Below are 20,283 nucleotides of genomic sequence, written 5' to 3' on the forward strand. Positions count from 1 at the left end.
TCGAGGGCCGACCGGGGCTCGAGAGTCGGCCGGGGCCCGAGAGCCGGCCGGGGCCCGAGAGCCGGCCGGGGCCCGAGAGCCGGCCGGGGTCTCAGCTCTCGCTCGGGTCGTAGGAGTTGGCCAGCTCGAACGGATCGGGCTCCAGACCCGCCGTCGGCCAGCGCTGCTCCCGCTGCCAGCGCGCGTTCTCCTGCGCGAGCGCGTCCCAGAGCAGATTGAGCGGATGGGCCGGGTCATAGGACGCGCGCTCCCCACGGCGGGTGAACGCCCCCAGCAGCACCTCCAGCCGGGGCCCGGTGTCATTGACCAGCTCGACGGCGCGCAGCCCGCGTCCGTACACCACCCTGGGATCGCCCGCCGCGTCCGCGACCCCCTTGGTGACCAGCATGCAGCCGCGCAGCAGCCCGGAGCGCAGCAGCTCGAAGCCGTAGTTGACGGTGTCGATCTCGGCGGCGATGCGCAGCTTGCCGCGGTAGTCGCCGCCGAACCAGGTGTGCAGCACCCCGGCCATCAGCCCACTCGCCGAGACCACCAGCGGCAGGGTGCGCAGCGCACTGGTCGGGGCGGTGGGGCCGGGCAGCTCGGCCTCGGAGAGATTGGTCAGCAGCGAGACCCCGCTGCGCCGCCACTCCATCACATCGAAGGCGGCGAGCTCATCGTCGCCCTCGGGCCGGGTCACCACGGAGCCGCACACCAGGTCCACGTCCTTGGCGCGCAGCTTGGCCAGCACGTCCCGGGTGCGCACATGGCCGACCTTGAGCTCGATACCGCGCTGCCGGAAGTCCTCGGTCACCCGCTCCCCGGCACCCGCCAGATAGCTGAGGGTAAATCGGGTGGTGCCCACCATCAGCGTTTTTCCCAGGCGGCGCCGTGACTCATGGATGCCGTCCAGCCAGTCCCCGAGAGTTCCGCGCGCCAATTCGACCAGGGCTTCTCCGGTGCCGGTGAACAGCACGTCCTTGCCCCGCCCCTGCTTGAGTATGAGGGGTTCGCCGCAAAGCTCGCGAAAGTTCCGGTTCATGGTGTCGATCTGCTTTTGCACACTGGACTGTTCGCGGCCCAGAATCCGTGCCGCACCCAGCGCCGTACCGGCCTCATGGACCATGATCAGGGTGCGCAACTGGTCCATCGTGGTGTCCATCAGCGCGAGCGGGCTCTGCGCCCAGCGGCCGCGCCGATCCGTCGTCGGCGGGCCGAGCGAACCTGGTCTCACCATGATTTCCCCCGCTTTTCAACTTCTCCCGTTTTCCTGACTCCAGAGTTTAGTCAGCGATCCATGTGGTTACCCGACTTCGAAGCGGGACCTCGTCGAGTACTACCGCTCGGTCTCCCGGCGCCCCATTCCGCGGTTGCGCGGCCGCCCTTTGATGGTGGAACGCCATCCGGACGGAATCGGCGGCAAGCCGCTGATGCGGAAGAACGCACCCGGCTGCTTTCCGGACCGGGTGCGCCGCGCCGTGCTCCCCAAGGAGGGCGGCGAGCGGCACGCGAACGGCCCCTGGTGTCCGTACGGACACCAGGGGCCGTTCGCTGCGCGGCCCCCGCGAGCGGCTGAAGCGGCTCGCGGAGGGCGAGGGCTGACCGCCGGGGTCAGACGCCTCAGGCGCCTCAGGCGCCTCAGATGTCTCAGATGTCTCAGGCGTCTCAGGCGCCGATGTCGTCGCCGTCGCGCCGCCAGACGCTGATCACGGACGGCCGGGTCAGCTTGCCCGGGCCGTCGGGCCAGGTGGACGCGGGCTTCTCCACGCTCGCGCCGTCGATCTCGCCCGGGTGCTGCACGGCCACCAGCACCCGCCGGTCCTGCACGATCGGGCCGCAGGTCTCGGCGCCGTTCGGCACGGTCAGGAACTGCTTGACCTCACCGCGGCGGCTGCCCGCCGTGGCCACGCCGAACAGCCCGTCGTGGTTGCCGAGCGCGTTGCCGTCCGTGGAGATCCACAGGTTGCCGTACGCGTCGAAGGTGATGTTGTCCGGGCAGGAGATCGGGCTGACCTGGTCCTTGGGGAAGCCGCCGAAGTAGGTGCTCGGGTCCTCGGGGTCGCCGCAGACCAGGAACAGCCGCCAGTTGAAGCGGGTGGAGCCCGCGTTGTTCCAGCGCTCGGTCAGCTCCAGGATCTGGCCGTGCTTGTTGCTGTTGCGCGGGTTCGCCTCGTCGGCGGGGGCCTTGCCGTCCTTGCCGCGGTCGCTGTTGTTGGTCAGCGCGATGTAGACCCGGCCGGTGCGCGGGCTCGGCTCGACGTCCTCGGGGCGGTCCATCTTCGTCGCGCCCGCCTTGTCGGCGGCGAGACGCGTGAAGACGTACACCTCCTCGGCGGTCATGCCCTCCACGAAGGAGCGGTCGCCGCAGGCCAGCGGGATCCACTCACCGGCGCCGTCGAACTCGCCGTCCTTGGGCAGCTTTCCGGAGCCGTCTATCTCGGCGGACGGGCTGTCACCGGTGAACTTGGCGACGTACAGCGTGCCCTCGTCCAGCAGCGTGCGGTTGTGCTCGCGGGCGATGCGGCTGTTGCCCTTCATCATCCGCTTGGCGGAGACGAACTTGTAGAAGTAGTCGAACTTCTCGTCGTCGCCCATGTAGAGGACCGGACGGCCGTCGCTGGTCAGCCGGGGCTCGGCGGCCTCGTGCTTGAAGCGGCCCAGCGCGGTGAGCTTGCGCGGGGTGGACTCGGGGTCGAACGGGTCGATCTCGATCACCCAGCCGAAGCGGTTGGTCTCGTTCGGCTCCTTGGCCACGTCGAAACGGTCGTCGAACCGTTCCCACTTGCGCTCGGAGGCGGCGCCGGCGATGCCGTAGCGCTTGAGGCGGGCCGCGGTGGCCGGGTCGGTGACCGAGCCGCCGTTGGCGAAGTACTGGTTGAAGTTCTCCTCGCCGGAGAGCACCGTGCCCCACGGCGTGATGCCGCCGCCGCAGTTGTTCAGCGTGCCGAGGATCCGCTTGCCGGTCGGGTCGGCGGCGGTGCGCAGCAGCTCGCTGCCCGCCGCCGGGCCGGTGACCTCGAACGGAGTGGTCGCGGTGATACGGCGGTTGAGGCGGTGGCGGGACAGCGCGGTGAGCCGGCCAAGACCGCGCTCCTCGGCCGTCACGACCACGGACAGGCCGTGCGCGGCCCAGCCGATCTCGGCCTGCTCGCGGGTGGGGTTCGCCGGGTCGTACCCGGCGAACATCAGCACCTCGTCGGTGTACTCATGGTTGACCACGAGCAGCTGCTGGTCGCGCTCGCCGGGGACGTCCAGGACCGCCATGTAGTCGTTGTTGTAACCGAACTGGCCCGCCTGGGCCTTGGCGCTCTGCCGGTCCGGGTCGAACGCGGGCGCGCCGCGCAGGATCGGGTCGCCCCAGCGGATCACCACGTTCTGGTCGTGGCCGTCGGCGACGACCACGGCGTCCTCGGTGTTGGGGGCGACCGGCGCGAAGCGGAGGCCGCGGGCGGCCTTGCCCTTCGCGGCGCTCTGCGCGGCGGCCTTGTGCTCCGTGGCGGCACCGCCCGTCGCGGCGGACGCCCCCGGCGCCCGCTCCACCGCCACCGCACCGGTCGCGGCCGCCACGGTCACCACGGCACCGGCCCGCAGCAGGGCACGACGCGAGGCGGCACCGGCGATGACATCGCCCACATAGGCGTTGTCGCTGGTGTTCGGCGTCTCGTGAAGGCAGGCGTCGCCACAGCGGTACCGGCACGTCAGCGCGGAACGGCCGCCCGGGTGTGAGCTGATGAGCGGCAGGAGGTTGCGCACGTCTTCCCCTCCGTAAGGGTGTTCACGTATGGGCTTCGCCGGGTCCCCCATGGGCAGCACTCCGACGCGGTCCGGGCCGACATGACGTCGGGATCCTTTGGCGGCGAAGCTATGGGCGTAGAACCGCATGGTGGCGACGAACGCCTGAACCAGAGGTGAACGAAGCGCGAGCGGAATCGGCGGAAGAGGGCCGCCGAATGGCCCGCTAGCCTTTCGGCACCACGGACATGCACCGCCATGCACCGCACTCGACACGTGAGAGGTATCTCCCATGGGCATACGGGACCTACTGCGCAAAGTTTTCGGCCGCTCCCGAACCACGGGGGTGGACGATACTTCTGCTGCGCCGGAGGCGGCGGTTGTCCCGGACCCCCAGCCGGAGTCGGCAGAGTCGGCAGAGTCGGCGGAGCGCAAGTCGGCGGAGCCGACGGTGGACCAGAAGGCCGAGCGGAAGGCCGAGTCGGACGCCAAGCCCGAGCCCGAGCCTGCGCCTGAGCCGAAGGCTGAGCCGGAGCCCGAGCCGACCGCGGACGCGGACGCGGACACGGACACGGACACGGACACCAAGGCCTCGGCCCCGGGCTCCTCGGACTCCTCGGACTCCCCGGACTCCCGGAACGACGAATCCGGGCACGACCCGGCCCTGTCCGCCCCACTGAAGTCCCTCGACGAGATCCTGAAGTCCCCCGCGCACGAGGACTCGTCAACGTCGGGCGAAGAGACGCCGGTTGAGGCAGCGGCAGCGACCGACGAGAAGGAAGCGCCCGCCACCAAGGCGAAGGCCACGGCCGCGTCCGACGCCGGCGCCGGCGCTGACGCTGACGCCCAGCCCACGCCCGCAGCCGATGACGACGCCACGACCCCCGCAGCCGACGTCGAACCGGCGGCGGAGGCTAGTGCCGACGCCGAGCCCAAGGCCGACGACAAGCCCGCCGCAGCGAAGGCTGCGGCCGAGCCTGAGCCCGAAACCGCAACCGACCCCGCCCCGGAGGTCGCCGAGCCGGTGGCGGAAGCCGCCAACGCGTCTCCGGCAAAGGCCGGCACCACGCCCCAGGCCGAGGTTGCGGAGGACCCCGCGCCGGAGCCCACGGCCAAGGCCGAGCCCGAAGATGAGGCAGCCACAGAGGCTGGCGACGAGCCCGCCAAGGCGGAGGCCGAGCCCGCAGCCGCGAGCGCCCCCGAGGTCAAGGTCGAGGCCACGGCGCCAGTGGCGGAAGCCGACACCACGGCCAAGGCCGAGGTTGCGGAGGACGCCGCGCCGAAGCCCGCTGCGGCGCCCGAGCCCACGGCCAAGGCCGAGCCCAAGGCTGAGGCAGCCGCAGAGGCTGACGACGACGCCGCGTCGGCCCCGGTGGCGAACGCGAGTGCCGACGCCGAGGCAGCGGCAGAGACTGCCGACGAGGCCGCGCCCGCAGCCAAGAGCGACGACAAGTCCGCCAAGGCGGAGGCAGAGGCCGAATCCAAGACGGAAGCCGAACCGGAGTCCCCGGCGGAGGCCACACCCGCAGCCGCGAGCGCCCCCGAGCCCGCGGCCGACCCTGAGCCCGAGGCCAAGGCCAAGGCCGAGCCCGTGGTGGCCGCGGCTGCCGCCGCCACCGCGGCCAAGGCGGAAGCACCCACGACCGCGGCCAAGGCCGACGCGCCCGCCGCCGCCATCTCCCTCGCCGACCTCACGTCGCGGGCGCCTGGGCTGGTCGGGGCGTACGGCGCGGCCGGGGAGGCCGTTCAGGAGAGTGGGCTGGGTGGGCAGCGCGCCGTCGTCTACCTCGTGCTGGACCGGTCCGGGTCGATGCGGGGGTACTTCAAGGACGGCACTGTTCAGCACCTCGCCGAGCAGGCGCTCGCCCTGTCCGCACAGCTCGACACTGGCGGCACCGTGCCCGTCGTGTTCTTCTCCACCGACATCGACGGCACCGCCGACCTCGAGCTGGACCAGCACACCGGCCGCATCGAGGAGCTGCACGGCTCGCTCGGGCATATGGGGCGGACGAACTACCACACCGCCGTCAACGCCGTCATCGAGCACTACAAGGCGTCCGGCAGCACCGACCCCGCGTTCGTGATCTTCCAGACGGACGGCGCGCCCACCACCAAGACCGCCGCCGAGAAGGCGCTGTGCGGGGCGGCGGGGCTGCCGCTGTTCTGGCAGTTCCTGGCGTTCGGGGACCCGGAGGCGAAGGGGTTCGACTTCCTGCGGAAGCTGGACACCGCGCCCGCCCTCGCCGTCCCGGAGAAGCGGGCGGTCGACAACACCGGCTTCTTCCACGCCGGGCTCGACCCCCGTACGGTCGCCGACGCCGACCTGTACCGGGAGCTGCTGAAGAAGTTCCCGGGCTGGCTGGCCGCCCGCGCGCAGGGCTGACCAGCGACCGCAGACCAGCGACCGCACCCGACCCGGCACAACACGGGGGCCATCCGCCGCGGAGAAAACGCCGCGCGGGTGGCCCCCGTCACTCGGATACGATATGGGCGGCTCAGCAGAGCGAATTGTCACCTACCGTATCGACTCGGGAGCAGCCTGCAATGGCTCGACACCTCATCACCAGCGCCCTTCCCTACATCAACGGGATCAAGCACCTGGGCAACATGGTGGGGTCCATGCTCCCGGCCGACGTCTACTCCCGCTATATGCGCCAGCGCGGCCATGACGTCCTCTACATCTGCGCCACCGACGAGCACGGCACCCCCGCCGAGCTGGCCGCCAAGGAGGCCGGGCTGCCGGTCGACGAGTTCTGCGCCCAGCAGCATGAGGCGCAGAAGGCGATCTACGACGGCTTCGGCCTCGCCTTCGACTACTTCGGCCGCAGCTCCTCCGCGCAGAACGTGCAGATCACCCAGACGATCGCACGGGAGCTCAAGGCAAACGGCTTCATCGAGGAGCGCTCGATCCGCCAGGTGTACTCCAACGCCGACGGCCGCTTCCTCCCCGACCGCTACATCGAGGGCACCTGCCCGCACTGCGGCTACGACCGGGCCCGCGGCGACCAGTGCGAGAACTGCACCCGGGTGCTCGACCCGACCGATCTGATCGACGCCCGCTCCGCGATCAGCGGCAGCAGCGATCTGGAGGTCCGGGAGACCAAGCACCTCTTCCTCCTCCAGTCCAAGCTGGCGGGCGAGGTCGCCGCCTGGGTCGACGAGCACGGCAAGGACTGGCCGACGCTGGCCTCCTCGATCGCCCGCAAGTGGCTGACCGAGGGGCTCCAGGACCGGGCGATCACCCGTGACCTGGACTGGGGCGTGCCCGTGCCGGCCGACACCTGGCCGGACCTGGCGGCCGAGGGCAAGGTCTTCTACGTCTGGTTCGACGCGCCGATCGAGTACATCGGAGCCACGAAGGAGTGGGCCGACCTGGACCCGGCGAACCGCGACTGGAAGTCGTGGTGGTACGACGTGGACCGGACGGTCCGTTACACGGAGTTCATGGCCAAGGACAACGTCCCGTTCCACACGGTGATGTTCCCGGCCACCCTCCTCGGCACCCGGGACGCCTGGAAGAAGGTCGACTACGTCAAGGCGTTCAACTGGCTGACGTACTACGGCGGGAAGTTCTCCACCTCCGCCAAGCGCGGGGTGTTCACCGACGCCGCGCTCGAGGTGCTGCCCGCCGACTACTGGCGCTACTTCCTGATGGCGAACGCCCCGGAGTCCGACGACACCTCCTTCACCTGGGAGCACTTCACCGCCACCGTCAACAAGGACCTCGCCGACACCCTCGGCAACTTCGTCAACCGCGTGCTGTCCTTCTCCCGCAAGCGGTTCGGCGACGAGGTCCCGGCCGGAAAGGCCGCCGGGGAGGCGGAGGAGCGCCTGGGCGAGGAGATCGCGCGGCTGCTGGCGGAGTACGAGGAGCACATGGACGCGCTCCAGTTCCGCAAGGCCGCGGCGGCGCTGCGCGCCCTGTGGAGCGCGGGCAACTCCTACCTGGAGGAGAAGGCCCCCTGGCTGGAGATCAAGACCGACCAGGAGGCCGCGGCCCTCACCCTCCGTACGGCGATGAACCTCATCCACCTCTACGCGATCGTCTCCGAGCCGTTCATCCCGGCCTCGGCGCGGGCCATGCGGTCGGCGTTCGCGCTGGGCGAGGACACCGCGGCCTGGGTCGGCCAGGAGGAGGCGAAGACGCTGGCGTCGGTCCCGGCGGGCACGGCCTTCACGGTTCCCCCGGTGCTCTTCGCGAAGATCACCGAGGAGGACCTGGACTCCTTCCGGCAGCGCTTCGGCGGCGACGAGCAGAACGGCAACGGCGCGGCATAGCGGCTCATGCGCCCCCTCACGCACGTGTTGATCGCGCGGCAACCGTTCGTTTAGCCCCCTCGATGACCCTGTGGAGTCCATAGCCACCGGGAAATCGAGGAACACAGTGCCGGACGCGCGTGTCACGGTGACGGTCCACGGCCCCGACCCGCTCAGCCGGGCCGGGGTCGTGCGTCATCTGCAGCATCAGCCCAGCGTCGAGCTGGTCGACCGGCCATGCCCGCTCGGCGACGAACCCCGCGGCGCCGTCGCCGTCATGCTCGCCGAGCGCCTCGACGACCGCGCCGGGGCGGAGCTGCGCCGTCTGGTGCGGGGCGGCCGGCAGCGGGTGGTGCTGATCGCGGGTGAGCTCCGGGAGACGGAGCTGATGGCGGTGATGGAGTACGGCGTCCAAGCCGTCTTATGGCAGCACCGGACCACGCCGAAGCGGCTGCTGCGCGCCGTGCACCGGGCCGCCCGAGCGGACCGGGGCACACCGTGCGGCGTGGACCGGAGACTGTGACCCCAGGGCTCAGACGGCCCCAAGGCCCGGACGAACCCAGGGCTCGGACGGCCCCAGGACTTCAGAGGTCCGTGCCGTCGTGGGTCGCGTCGGGGCCGACCCCCAGGGTGAGGCTGCCGACGACACCCTTCTCGATCTTTCCCTTGCGGTACTTCAGGTGCAGCAGCCCGCCCTGTGCGCCGTTGCCGGGGTAGATCCCGTCCTCGTCGAGGGTGGTGCGCTCGGTGGTGCTGGTGTTGTACGGGGCCACCTTGGCCGAGTCGAGCACCGCCTCCTCGGCGAAGAAGAGCTGACCGGTGTGGCAGGTGTGACCGCCCTCGTAGCCGTCGTCCGTGAGCTTGCCGCCGATGTGCACCTTGGTGTGGATGTGTACACAGCGGCCCCGGTACCAGCCGGGGAAGACCGTGGTGAACTCGACGAAGCCATGCCGGTCGGTCAGCTGGGTGCCGCGCAGATACCGCTTGTCGTCGGTCGGCTCCTGGTGGCCGCCACCGGGCGGGGCACCGGTCGGCGCGCCCGTCGGGGCGTCGGTGGGCGGGGTCCCGGTCGGCGGAGTCCCGGTGGGCGGGGTGCCGCCGCCACCGCTGCTGGAGCTCTCGTAACCCGAGTAGAGGCCCAGTGCGTCGCAGTGCCAGATGTCGACGGCCGCCTTCGCCATGGGTTTGCAGCTGTCGGAGTCGATCACTTTGAGGCGGAGGGTCATCGGAATGCCCTCCTTGCCCTCGGTGATGTCCTTTCTGATCTTGTCAGCGTCGATGTAGTACGGCCCCTCGGTGGTCTCCGAGGTGAGCCGGTAACAGACCTCGCCGGACGGGGAGGACGGGGAGGACACGGAGGCCGAGGGGGTGGCGGAGGAGGGAGACGCGGAGGTCTCGCCCGCCGAGGCGGTGGTGGCGACGGCCGCTCCCAGGCCCGCCGCCGCGACCGCCGCGCCGCCCGCCACCACGACCCGTCGCCTCGTCATGTCCGGCTGGGGCCGCGGCTCGAGGCCGTTGCTGCTCTGCTGTTCGGTCATGGGCCGGGACAGTAGGGAGGCAACCTGGCAGCCCCATGGGTGCGGGCTGTGAATGGCTGTGCGAAGCGCGGCATCCGGCCACCCACGGCCACTCATACGCAGGGCGGGGGCGCGCCGTTCGGCACGCCCCCGCCCGGTGAATCCCGTCCGGCCGACCCGCCTACTCGGCGGGCTTCTCGGTCTGCTCGGCCGCCTACTCGGCCGCCTTCTCGCCCGCCTTCTCGGCCTGCTTGACCTGCGGCGGCTTCCGCAGCGACAGATGCAGCTCGCGCAGCCGGGTGTCGTCCACCTCGCTGGGCGCGCCCATCAGCAGGTCCTGGGCGTTGCCGTTGAGCGGGAAGGCAATGGTCTCGCGGATGTTGGGCTCATCGGCCAGCAACATCACGATGCGGTCGACGCCGGGGGCGATACCGCCGTGCGGCGGGGCGCCGAAGTGGAACGCGCGCAGCATGCCGCCGAATTCGCGCTCGACCTCTTCCCGGGAGTAGCCCGCGATCTCGAACGCCTCGTACATGACGTCCGGCTCGTGGTTCCGGATGGCACCGGAGGACAGCTCCACACCGTTGCAGACGATGTCGTACTGCCAGGCCAGGATGTCGAGCGGGTCCTTCGTCCGGAGCGCCTCCAGACCGCCCTGCGGCATGGAGAAGGGGTTGTGGGAGAACTCGATCTGCCCGGTGTCCTCGTTCCGCTCGAACATCGGGAAGTCCACGATCCAGCAGAAGCGGAAGACGTTCTCGTCGAAGTGGCCGGCCCGCTTGGCGGTCTCGACCCGCACCGCGCCCATGATCTTGGAGACCTCGTCGAAGTCGCCCGCGCCGAAGAAGATCGACGTGCCGGGCTTGCCCTCGACCTCGGCGATCAGCTTCTCGACGTCCTCGTCGGTGAGGAACTTCGCGATCGGGCCGGTCAGCTTGGAGTCCTCGCCGATCCGGACCCAGGCCAGCCCCTTGGCGCCCTGCTCGACGGCGAACTCACCGAGCTGGTCGAAGAACTTCCGGGGCTGCTCGGCGGTGTCCGGCACGGCCAGCGCGCGCACGTGCTTGTCCGCGAACGCCTTGAAGCCGGAGCCCTCGAAGATGTGGCTGACGTCCCGCAGCTCCAGCCGGGCCCGCAGATCCGGCTTGTCCGAGCCGTACTTGAGCATGGCCTCGCGGAACGGGATCCGGAGGAAGGGCGAGGTCACATGGCGGCCGCCGCCGAACTCCTCGAAGAGCTCGGTCATGACCTTCTCGATGACGCCGAAGACGTCCTCCTGCTCGACGAAGCTCATCTCGACGTCGAGCTGGTAGAACTCGCCCGGCGAGCGGTCGGCGCGGGCGTCCTCGTCGCGGAAGCAGGGCGCGATCTGGAAGTAGCGGTCGAAGCCCGCGATCATCAGCAGCTGCTTGAACTGCTGCGGGGCCTGCGGCAGCGCGTAGAACTTGCCCGCGTGCAGCCGGGAGGGGACCAGGAAGTCCCGGGCGCCCTCGGGGGAGGTGGCGGACAGGATCGGGGTCGCCAGCTCGTTGAACCCCTGCGCGGTCATCTTCTGCCGGATGGCGGAGATGACGGCGGAGCGCAGCAGGATGTTGCGGTGCATACGCTCGCGGCGCAGGTCCAGGAAGCGGTACTCCAGCCGCCGCTCCTCGCCGACCCCGTCCTCGGGGAAGACGGTGAAGGGCAGCGGGTCGGCGGCGCCGAGCACCTCGACGTCGGTGACCTCGACCTCGATCTCGCCGGTCGGCAGCTCGGGGTTGACGTTGTCCGCGCCGCGCTCGATGACCCGGCCGTCCACGCGGACGACGGTCTCCTTGCTGATCGAGCTCAGGGCCTCGTTGGCGGGGGTGTCGGGTCGCACCACCAGCTGGACCAGGCCATAGTGGTCGCGGAGATCGATGAAGAGGATGCCGCCCAGGTTCCGTCGATTGTGGAGCCATCCGGAGAGCCGGACGTCGGTGCCGACGTCAGCGGCGCGGAGCTGACCACACGTGTGGGACCGGTACCGATGCATCATTCATCCAAGTCGTGTCGAGCGGGAGGCGTACGTAACCCTCGGGAAGCTTCCGGCCAAGCCTACCGGCGCCGCGACCCTCACTGGTAAGCCATTGGCAAATCCCCATAAGGTAGTGCAATGCGCACCGAGGACCTGCTGGCCGCCATAGCGACCGGCCTATGGCGCTGGGACAGTGTCTCGGGCGCCGTCACCTATGACGCGGAGGCCGCCCGGCTGGTGGGCCTTCCCGCCGAGGCCGTCACCCTCCCCGAGGCCGCCGCCCGCGCCTGCTTCCACCCCGCGGACTGGCTGGAGGTCAAGGCGATAGTCCAGCTCGCGGTGGCCGAGGGCACCCTGGCCGAGGCCCGGCTGCGCATCGTGGACGAGAAGGGCACCGTACTGCGGACCGTGCGCACCCGCTCCCGGCCGATAGCGCGGGGCGGCAGCGACGACGGCTACTACCTGCTCGGCACCCTCCAGGAGGTCCCCGACCCGCTGCCGGGCACCGCGGCCGGCGGCCCGCCGATCACCGGCGACTGGCGCCGCAACCGCGAGGCGTTCCTGCTGGACGCGGGGCGGGCGCTGGCGGAGGCGATGTCCACCGCCGAGGTGCTGCGGGTGGCGGCGGGGCTGTCAATGCCGGGCTTCTCCCCGGACGGGCTCGCGGTCTTCGGCGTCGAGGGCGAGCGGATCTCGGTGATCGGCCACCACGGGCCGCGGGCGGGCGCCGACCGTCCCCTGCACGACATCGCGCTGAGTACCGACCATCCGGCGGCCGAGGTGGTGCGCACCGGCCGGGCGGTCTATCTGCCCACACCGGAGGAGTACCGCGGCCGGTTTCCGGCCGCGTGGTCGCCGGGCCGGCCCCGCAAGCGCCGATCATGGGCGTTTCTGCCGCTGATCGTCGCGGGCCGCACCATCGGCGCGTGGATGGCCGGATTCGCCCATCCGGTGTCGTTCTCGCCCGACGAGCGCTCGGTGCTGACCACGATCGCCCGGATGCTGGCCCAGGCGCTGTCCCGCACCGCGCTCCAGGAGACCGAGCGGGAGCTGGCGGACGGGCTCCAGCGCTCGATGCTGCCCGCCAGCAAGCCCGATATCCCGGGGCTGACGGTGGCCGCGCGCTATGTGCCGACCGGCGGCGGGCTCCAGGTCGGCGGCGACTGGTACGACGTGATCGGGCTGCCCTCGGGGCGCACGGCGCTGGTGATCGGCGATGTGCAGGGCCACGATGTGCGCGCCGCGGGGATCATGGGGCAGCTGAGGATCGCGGTCCGGGCGTACGCCTCCGAGGGCCACCACCCCGACGCGGTGCTCTCCCGCGCCTCCCGCTTCCTGGCCGGTCTCGCCGAGCCCGAGGGCCCGGACGGCCGCTACGACCCGAGGTTCGCGACCTGCCTCTACATGGAGGTGGACCCGGTGGCGGGCACCCTGGACATCGCCCGCGCGGGCCATCCCGACCCGGCGGTCCGGCTGGCCGACGGCACGATGATGCTCCGGCCCACGGCGGGCGGGCTGCCGCTGGGCATCGACCCGGACACCGACTATCCGACCACCCGGGTGGTGCTGGAGCCCGGCGAGACGCTGCTGATGTGCACCGACGGGCTGATCGAGACCGGCGGGCACGATCTGGAGACCGGCTGGGACCGGATCCGGGAGGTCTTCGAGCGGCCCGCCGCCCCCAGCGCCGGATCCGGCGGGCTCGACCCGGACGACCTCGAGGCCCTCGCCGACTCCCTGGTGCAGGCGGTGCACGGGCCGCCCTCCCACCACACCACCGGTCCGCTCGCGGACCGGCGCGAGGACGACATAGCGCTGCTGCTGATCCGCCGGGAGGCGGAGGTGTGCCTGGTCGGGCCCGGTTCGGCGCCGGTGCGGCGTACGGCGGTCACGGTCGCGCAGGCCGAGTCGGAGCGGATAGCGGACGCCCGGCAGCAGCTGCGCGACATGCTGCACGACTGGGCGGACCCGGACCAGGTGGAGTCGGCGGTGCTGATGCTCTCCGAGATGGTCACCAACGTGCTGGTGCACACCGACGGGGACGCCCTGCTGGTGGCCGAGGTCAGCGGGCGGCACGGGGCCCGGCGGCTGCGGCTGGACGTCGCCGACAGCAGCGACGAGCTGCCGCACCGCCGCCGTCCGGGCGAGCTGGCCTCCTCCGGGCGCGGGCTGCTGCTGATGGAGCTGCTGGCGGACAACTGGGGGGTGGATCCGCGCGGCGACGGCAAGTGCATCTGGTACGAGCTGTACGAGGCCGCGCCGGAGGACGCGGCCTCGCCCCCGCCCGACGGGGCCTAGGGGGTGTCCGGCGGATCTTGGCGCCTGCGGCGGGCTGTTCCCCTCCCCGCCCCTTCCCGAAACTGGGGCTCCGCCCCAGACCCCGGGGGTCCAGGGGCGAAGCCCCTGGTAACGGGAAGGGGCGGGGAGGGGCAAGACGCGCCGGACACCCCGTAGCCCTCGGCCGGGATGGCGCCGGGGCGGCCCGGCCGTTCAGCGGAAGAGCCGGGCACCGAGCGGGTGCTTCCCGTCGAAACCGGGAAGGATCAGGAACGTCGCACTGGCGGTCGTGGTCGTGTAGTCCAGCAGGGCGTCGGAATCGTCCATACGGGTGAGGGTGTTGGTGAATGTCCGTAGGTCGTTCTGGAAGCTCATGAAGAGCAGCCCGGGGGCGGGTCCGTCGATGCTGTAGGAGCGACGGAGCATGAGGCCGACGCCGACCGCGGTGGCGTGCGCCCTGCGGGCGTGGGCGTCCACCGGGACGAGGTAGCGTCCGTCCGGCGTTTTGGCACCGAGGTTCGGGCCCGAGGCGATGGTGCCACCGGAGAGGGGCACGCCACTGGCTCGGCGGCGGCCGAAGACCGCTTCCTGTTCGGCGACGGAGAGCTTGGCGAACCGCGGCAGGTCGAGGTCCATGCGCCGTAGTACGGCGAGGGTGCCGCCGGCGACCGGAGCCGGCCCGGCCAGCCACAGGTCGCGTTGTTGTTCGGCCCTCGTGTGGGGGCCCACGATGCCGTCGACGAAACCGAACAGGTTGCGTGGTGCGGCGAGGCCCTTGTCCACCGGCACGTTCGCACCACGGACTCCGGACTGCCGCCAGCGTTCCCGTATCCGGTCACCGGCCTGCTCCAGAAGCGCGGCGGCCACGGCCGGTATCACCAAGGCGTCGTCGGCGCAGATCTGTATCAGCAGGTCGCCGCCGCGGGCCCGGGAGGCGATCCGTTCGCGGGAGAACCGCGGGAGGTCCTTCGCCCCGGGCAGGGCGGGATCGACCTCGCGCACCAGCCGGGGGCCCACCCCGATCGTCACGGTCAGATCGCCCGGCTCCAGGCCCATCAGTCGTGCGTCGGTCCCCGCGGTGAGTGTGCGGATGGCCTCGCCGAGTTCGGCCAGCAGCGGACGGACGGGCCCGGTGTCGACGAGGTCGGCCACCACGGCCAGCAGGTTCCGCTGGGCCGGCTGTGGAAGCGTGATGCCCGCCTGGTACCGGCCCGTTGGTGACACCGGCGGGGTCGGCGCGGGGGCATCGTCCCGGTCCGGCGGGGCGGAACGCGATTGACACCCGGCGGAGAGGCCGACGGCGGTCACGGTGCCGGTGGCACCGAGAAACGTACGGCGTGACGGGCGGGAGTCGGCTTGGCACACAGTGTGAACTGTGCCATATCCGTATCGGCGCCTGCGACCCGGTCGGCGTCCGTGCCAGGATGAGGCCATGCCTCGTCTCCGTCTTCGCCTGATGGCCGCGGTGCTCGGCACCCTGGCCCCCGTACTGGTCGGCTGCGGCGCGGACGATGACGGACCGGACGACGGCCGGCGACCGTCCGGTGAGAATGTGACGATCAAAGTGCCGGCCGACGCCCCGACGATCTCGGCCGCGGTGTCTCTGGCCCGGCCCGGCGATCTCGTACTGGTCGCGCCGGGCAAGTACCACGAGTCGGTGAAGATATCGACGGCCCGCATCACTCTGCGCGGCGAGTCCCGGGACAAGGTCGTCATCGACGGGCGCTTACGGCAGCCGAACGGCATCGTCGTCGCCGCTCCCGGGGTGGCCGTGGAGAACCTGACCGTGGAGAACAACACACAGAACGGGGTCCTGGTCACCGGCTCGGCGAAGGCGGCCGCCGGAGCGCCGGGGCAGTCCGGCGGCTACGACACCGGCGATGAGCCCGTCACCTTCCTGAAGTCGTTCCTGGTCTCCCACGTGACCGCGACCCGCAACGGGCTGTACGGCATCTACGCGTTCTCCGCGCAAAACGGTGTCATCGAGCACTCGTACACATCGGGCTCGGCCGACTCGGGGATCTATGTCGGACAGTGCAAGCCCTGTCGCGTCGTGGTGCGGGACAACATCGCCGAACTCAACGCGGTCGGTTACGAAGGCACCAACGCCAGTGGCGACATGTACGTGGTCGGCAACCGCCTCGTCGGTAACCGGGTCGGGCTCACCAGCAACTCCGACCACCAGGAGAAGTTGCTCCCGCAGCGGGATGCCGTCATCGCGGGCAACCTGATCGCGGCCAACCAGCAGGCGGCCACCCCCGAACAGGCCGACGGCGGGTGGGGCATCGGCATCGGCGTCGACGGCGGCACCGACAACCAGTTCGTCCGCAACCGGGTCACCGGCAACAGCAACGCCGGGCTGGTGATCACCGCGACCGCCGACATACCGCCGAACGGCAACCGGATCCTGGACAACACCTTCGCCGCCAACAGCGTTGACGTCGGCTGGACGTTCCCCACCGCCACGAAGGGACGGGGCAACTGCCTGCGCGGCAACGAGCTGCGAACGACGGAGCCCGCCCGGCTCGCGACCACCGCGTCCTGCCCGCGTCCCGCCCGGTCGCTCTCGCCGTCCGGCACCTGGGCGAAGCCGACGGCACCCGGCGGTATCCCGTTCACCGAGGTGGCGGCGCCCAAGCGACAGCCGCAGTTCCCGAAGGCCACGACCACGGGCGCCACCGCCGTTCCCTCCGTTCCGGCGCTACCGGACACGGCGGGCATCCGGCTGCCGTCGGCGTCACTGCTCGTCGCGGGCGCGCGGGTGGGGACGTCCTGAGCGGCGGCTACCGCGTCGGGGTGGCTCCGGGGACCGGCCGGACCGGAACGTACTTCTGGGTGTCGAAATCGATGACCACGGGCTCCGGTGCGGAGGCCACACCGGCGCGAACCCGGTACATCGTGCCGTCCGAGCCGATCCAGTAGCGCACGTCGCCCGCCGGACCGGACGTGGCACGGGCGCTCGGCCCGGCGCTCGGCCCGGTCATGATGTCCACCCGATGGCCGTCCAACCGGTCCTGTCCGACCCAGGCGGCGCCGTTCTGCGGCAGCAGTTCGGCGTTGTCCGGCCGGTCGCTGCCGAGCTTCAGCGCGATGGCCAGCGAACTGTCCAGCGAACTGCCCTGCCTTTGCAGCGGACGGCGGTACCAGCCCGAACCCGGCGGCCGTGCCGGTGCCTTCGCCGGAGTGTTCGCCATCGGGTGGACGAACACGGTGGTGGCCGTCCACTGGATCAGCCCGTCGCTGGACGTATCGCGCCCGGTGCCGCGCACCGCGCCGTAACCGATCTTGCCGCGGTAGTCGAGGGATCCGGTGATGGTCAGCCCGCCGTCGGTGCCCGGCACGTTGATCGTCACGGCGCGCCCGCCCGCCTGGTAGTTGAGGAACCGCGTGGCCGCCAGACGGCCCGCCTGATCCGAGGTCAATTCCCTTGGACCGGTGGGGTCGGAGCCGCTGCTCGCGACCAGGAACGTGGCCACCGCGACGGCCACACCGCCGATGGCCGCGGCCACCAACCAGCGTGGCCGCGGCCATCGGCGCCGACCGGCCGCGCGCCGCGAGAACACGTGTCTGATTTCCGTACTCCGCGGACGGCGCTTTGCTAACACGTTCCGCTTATTCATTCCCTACTCTCCCCCCGATCTTGGCATACACCCGCTACAGTATCGCTGCTGGTCGGGCGGTTCAGGATGGCTATTCAGACTCTTGTGCTGTTTCCGCGTGGGAAGGCGAGGACGAGTGCGACTGGCCTGCGGACGGCACTCCCGAGTCCCTGAATTCGCTACAGCCGCCAGCACGACCAAGAACGACCGGGCCCACCGAAAAGCGGTGGGCCCTTTTCATGGCCGATGTGTCACCCGGAGCCGAGAAACGGATACACGGCTGCAAACGGGTGTTCGGTTCACATCACGAGGGGAGAGTGATGGCTGTGCGAAGAGTTTGTGGAAGGTTACGCCGGACAGCCGGAAAGCGTACGGGTCCGCTGGCACGAGCGGGCCTCTGCGGTTTCTTGCTGCTGGGCAGCACCATGGGCGCGACGGCCGGGACGGCCACCGCTTCGACCGGCGACGGAACCCTGACAGTTCAGGTACTGCGGGACTTCTTCGGCACCGGCGTGATCAACACGACCATGGATGTGCCGCAGCGGGGCATGAAGGTTCGGGTAACCGACCCTGCCGGCCATCGGGTCACCGGCACCACGGATGCCACCGGAAAGGTGGTGGTCTCGAAGTCGACCGAACTGACCGGCGGCCAGTACCGCGTCGATGTCACCGTCCCGGCGCCGTATGACAAGTATCTGCGGGCGGCGCCGGCCTCGACGGCGGAAAACCACTTCGACAGCTTCACGACATTCGTGGACGTGTCGGATGGTAAGGACGACTCGGTCATTACCGGGGTCTGGAATCCGGCCGACTACGCGCTGCCGGACACGCGGTATTTCGTGCCGATCCAGAACACCGCCGACGGGCAGGACACCCGGGCACTGGTGGCGTTCGGGACGGACAAACGAGGTACGTGTCCTGCCGACACGGCGTGCCCGACCGCGCTCAACACCCAGGCCCAGGTGGGCACGACGTTCGCGCTGGCCTACGACAAGTACCAGAAGCGGATCTTCCAGGGCGCGTTCGCCCGCCGGTACACCCCGTACGGGCCGGGCGGCGGTGACGCGATCTACACCACGCCGACCGACGGCGGTAGCGCGCCGACCCTGTTCGCGAAGGTGCCGGGCGCCACGGTGACACCGCACGACGCCAGCAACATGATCAAGGACGCCGGGTTCACCAATGCGCCGGGCAAAGAGAGCATCGGCGGCATGGCCCTGTCGGAGGACGGCTCAACGCTGTACGCGGTGAACCTGCTGACCCGGCGCCTGGTCAGCTTCGACGCGACCGGGACCACCGCGTCCGCGCCCAAGGCGACGGTGCGCATCCCGGACCCGGGCTGCGCGAGCCCCGGTGACTGGCGGCCGTTCGGTCTTCAGGTCCACGACAACAAGCTCTACGTCGGTGGCGTGTGCAGCGCGGAGAGCACACAGAAGCGCGAAGACCTGAAAGCCGTCGTCTACACCTACGACGGCGGACAGTTCGACACCGTGCTGACCCAGCCGCTCACCGCCAAGCGCGGTTCCGTCTTCGGTTCCAACGACGTCGACCGGGCCACCCACTGGAACCCGTGGAACACCTCCCTGGACACGTGGGACGAGCGGAAGGTGGGCAACGTCCATATCGATCCGCAGCCGGAGCTCGCCTCCCTCGCCTTCGCCCGCGACGGTTCGATGGTCCTCGGTTTCCGCGACCGGTTCATGGACGTCGTGAGCTGGGGTGGACTGGACCCGAGGCCGAACAACGACACCCCGGAAAACGGCATGGCCGGCGGTGACATCAACATGGCCTGCGCCAATCCCGACGGCGGGTACTCGTGGGAAGGCACCGGGAGTTGCCCCAACCACGCCACCCCCGCCACCGGTGGCAGCCAGGACAGCAGTGTCGTCGAGTACTTCCCGGGCGACTTCTATGGCAACGGAGTTCACGCGGAGACCGCGCTGGGGTCGGTGGCCTACATCCCGCAGCAGCAGTGGGTCGTCAGCACGGAGTTCGACCCGGTCGTCGACGTCGCGACCTCAGGGACCGGGTACCACAACATCACCACCGGCCAGGGCCCGGGCAACAGCCCGAAAGCCAACGGGTACCAGTTCGTCAGTCAGGCACAGAGCGGGTTCGGTAAGGCCGGTGGGCTCGGCGATATCGCCTACGAGGCGGCGAACGCGCCGATCCAGATCGGCAACCGGGTGTGGTTCGACGGCGACCACAATGGGATCCAGGATCCCGAGGGCCGCAACGAAGTGCCGCTGCCGGACGCGACGATCAACCTGTTGGACGCCGACGGCAAGCAGGTCGCCACGACCAAGACCGATGCCGCGGGCGAGTACTACTTCGGTGGAGTCGGCGCCGCCTACGAGCTGAAGCCGGGCGCCAAATACACGGTGCAGTTCGACGTGTGTACCGCGGACACCACCGAGGTGCCGACCGAGCCGCCGGCCACCAGGCTGCGGTTCACGCTGCCGCGGGCCGGTGGCAACCGGGCACATGACTCGAATGTGACCCCGCCGAGGACCGGGCCGCTGTGCAACGGACGCGCACCCGTCACGGCGCCGGACAAGCCGGGAGAGGTCGATCACACGATCGACGCCGGCGTGTACATCCAGAAGGGGAAACCGCCGACTCCTACGCCGACGCCCACCCCGTCGTCGTCCGGGCCGCCGACCTCTGAGCCGCCCAACAATCCGGGCCCCCAGTCCGGCGGAGGCTCAGGGACAGGCGGAGGCTCAGGGACAGGCGGAGGCTCGGGAACCAGCGGAGGCTCGGGGACTGACGGAGGCGGCGGTTCGCTGGCCAACACAGGTACGTCCGGCCTGCTGAAGATCGTCTCCCTCAGTGCCCTGCTCGCCGGCGCGGGCGCGGCAGCCGCGTTCGTGACCCGGAAGCGTCGCGCCGGGCAACACTGAGACAACACGGAAAGACGGGTGAT

General features: G+C 70.6%; 12 protein-coding genes and 1 pseudogene. 7 read left to right on the plus strand and 6 right to left on the minus strand.

Going from position 1 to position 20,283, the window contains the following annotated elements:
- Nucleotides 1–91: 91 nt before the first annotated feature.
- Nucleotides 92–1,129, minus strand: a complete 1,038-nt coding sequence (locus JK364_RS28405) for a LysR family transcriptional regulator (protein WP_201854228.1) — start codon at nt 1,127–1,129, stop codon at nt 92–94.
- A 178-nt stretch (nt 1,130–1,307) separates the two neighbouring features.
- Here JK364_RS28405 and ligD point away from each other — a divergent pair.
- A pseudogene (gene ligD / locus JK364_RS58140) lies at nt 1,308–1,685 on the plus strand (non-homologous end-joining DNA ligase LigD); the annotation flags it as partial.
- Here the strand turns inward: ligD and JK364_RS28410 are convergent.
- On the minus strand, nt 1,645–3,732 hold the full coding sequence (locus tag JK364_RS28410) for a PhoX family protein (RefSeq protein WP_201854161.1): 2,088 nt from the start codon (nt 3,730–3,732) through the stop codon (nt 1,645–1,647). The pseudogene ligD and the gene JK364_RS28410 sit on opposite strands and share 41 nt — an antisense overlap.
- 271 nt (nt 3,733–4,003) lie before the next feature.
- On the opposite strand from JK364_RS28410, the gene JK364_RS28415 reads away from it, so the two are divergent.
- The 3 genes from JK364_RS28415 to JK364_RS28425 all read left to right on the plus strand — a co-directional run bounded on the left by JK364_RS28415 (nt 4,004) and on the right by JK364_RS28425 (nt 8,491).
- Nucleotides 4,004–6,094, plus strand: a complete 2,091-nt coding sequence (locus JK364_RS28415) for a VWA domain-containing protein (protein ID WP_201854162.1) — start codon at nt 4,004–4,006, stop codon at nt 6,092–6,094.
- Between the two features lie 161 nt (nt 6,095–6,255).
- Nucleotides 6,256–7,989: a methionine--tRNA ligase gene (gene metG / locus JK364_RS28420; RefSeq protein WP_201854163.1), complete on the plus strand. Its 1,734-nt coding sequence runs from the start codon at nt 6,256–6,258 to the stop codon at nt 7,987–7,989.
- Between the two features lie 106 nt (nt 7,990–8,095).
- Nucleotides 8,096–8,491 carry a DNA-binding response regulator gene (locus JK364_RS28425; RefSeq protein ID WP_201854164.1) on the plus strand — a complete coding sequence of 132 codons (396 nt, stop codon included), beginning with the start codon at nt 8,096–8,098 and terminating at the stop codon, nt 8,489–8,491.
- 61 nt (nt 8,492–8,552) lie between these two features.
- Here the strand turns inward: JK364_RS28425 and JK364_RS28430 are convergent, their stop codons facing one another.
- Nucleotides 8,553–9,506: an intradiol ring-cleavage dioxygenase gene (locus JK364_RS28430; RefSeq protein WP_201854165.1), complete on the minus strand. Its 954-nt coding sequence runs from the start codon at nt 9,504–9,506 to the stop codon at nt 8,553–8,555.
- A gap of 193 nt (nt 9,507–9,699) precedes the next feature.
- Nucleotides 9,700–11,499, minus strand: a complete 1,800-nt coding sequence (gene aspS, locus JK364_RS28435; protein WP_201854229.1) for an aspartate--tRNA ligase — start codon at nt 11,497–11,499, stop codon at nt 9,700–9,702.
- Nucleotides 11,500–11,619: 120 nt separating this feature from the next.
- On the opposite strand from aspS, the gene JK364_RS28440 reads away from it, so the two are divergent.
- Nucleotides 11,620–13,779 (plus strand): ATP-binding SpoIIE family protein phosphatase, encoded by a 2,160-nt coding sequence (locus JK364_RS28440; RefSeq protein ID WP_201854166.1) that lies wholly within the window; start codon nt 11,620–11,622, stop codon nt 13,777–13,779.
- Nucleotides 13,780–13,971: 192 nt separating this feature from the next.
- Here the strand turns inward: JK364_RS28440 and JK364_RS28445 are convergent, their stop codons facing one another.
- Nucleotides 13,972–15,123, minus strand: a complete 1,152-nt coding sequence (locus JK364_RS28445; RefSeq protein ID WP_201854167.1) for a Dyp-type peroxidase — start codon at nt 15,121–15,123, stop codon at nt 13,972–13,974.
- Between the two features lie 67 nt (nt 15,124–15,190).
- Between JK364_RS28445 and JK364_RS28450 the strand changes: the two genes are divergently transcribed.
- Entirely contained in the window at nt 15,191–16,534 is a 1,344-nt protein-coding gene (locus JK364_RS28450) for a right-handed parallel beta-helix repeat-containing protein (protein WP_201854168.1), read from the plus strand.
- 7 nt (nt 16,535–16,541) lie between these two features.
- On the opposite strand, the gene JK364_RS28455 is transcribed toward JK364_RS28450, so the two are convergent.
- Entirely contained in the window at nt 16,542–17,234 is a 693-nt protein-coding gene (locus tag JK364_RS28455) for a hypothetical protein (RefSeq protein WP_201854230.1), read from the minus strand.
- A 548-nt stretch (nt 17,235–17,782) separates the two neighbouring features.
- Here JK364_RS28455 and JK364_RS28460 point away from each other — a divergent pair.
- Entirely contained in the window at nt 17,783–20,260 is a 2,478-nt protein-coding gene (locus JK364_RS28460) for an SdrD B-like domain-containing protein (RefSeq protein WP_201854231.1), read from the plus strand.
- The last annotated feature ends 23 nt before the right edge of the window (nt 20,261–20,283 follow it).

Source organism: Streptomyces endocoffeicus, assembly GCF_016741935.1.
Taxonomy (GTDB): Bacteria; Actinomycetota; Actinomycetes; order Streptomycetales; family Streptomycetaceae; genus Streptomyces; species Streptomyces endocoffeicus.

Bases quoted from the DNA above. Each gene is read 5' to 3' on its own strand.
- JK364_RS28405 (WP_201854228.1), bottom strand. From the start codon at position 1,129: ATGGACCAGTTGCGCACCCTGATCATGGTCCATGAGGCCGGTACGGCG.
- JK364_RS28415 (WP_201854162.1), top strand. From the start codon at position 4,004: ATGGGCATACGGGACCTACTGCGCAAAGTTTTCGGCCGCTCCCGAACC.
- metG (WP_201854163.1), top strand. From the start codon at position 6,256: ATGGCTCGACACCTCATCACCAGCGCCCTTCCCTACATCAACGGGATC.
- JK364_RS28430 (WP_201854165.1), bottom strand. From the start codon at position 9,506: ATGACCGAACAGCAGAGCAGCAACGGCCTCGAGCCGCGGCCCCAGCCG.
- aspS (WP_201854229.1), bottom strand. From the start codon at position 11,499: ATGCATCGGTACCGGTCCCACACGTGTGGTCAGCTCCGCGCCGCTGAC.
- JK364_RS28440 (WP_201854166.1), top strand. From the start codon at position 11,620: ATGCGCACCGAGGACCTGCTGGCCGCCATAGCGACCGGCCTATGGCGC.
- JK364_RS28450 (WP_201854168.1), top strand. From the start codon at position 15,191: ATGCCTCGTCTCCGTCTTCGCCTGATGGCCGCGGTGCTCGGCACCCTG.
- JK364_RS28460 (WP_201854231.1), top strand. From the start codon at position 17,783: ATGGGCGCGACGGCCGGGACGGCCACCGCTTCGACCGGCGACGGAACC.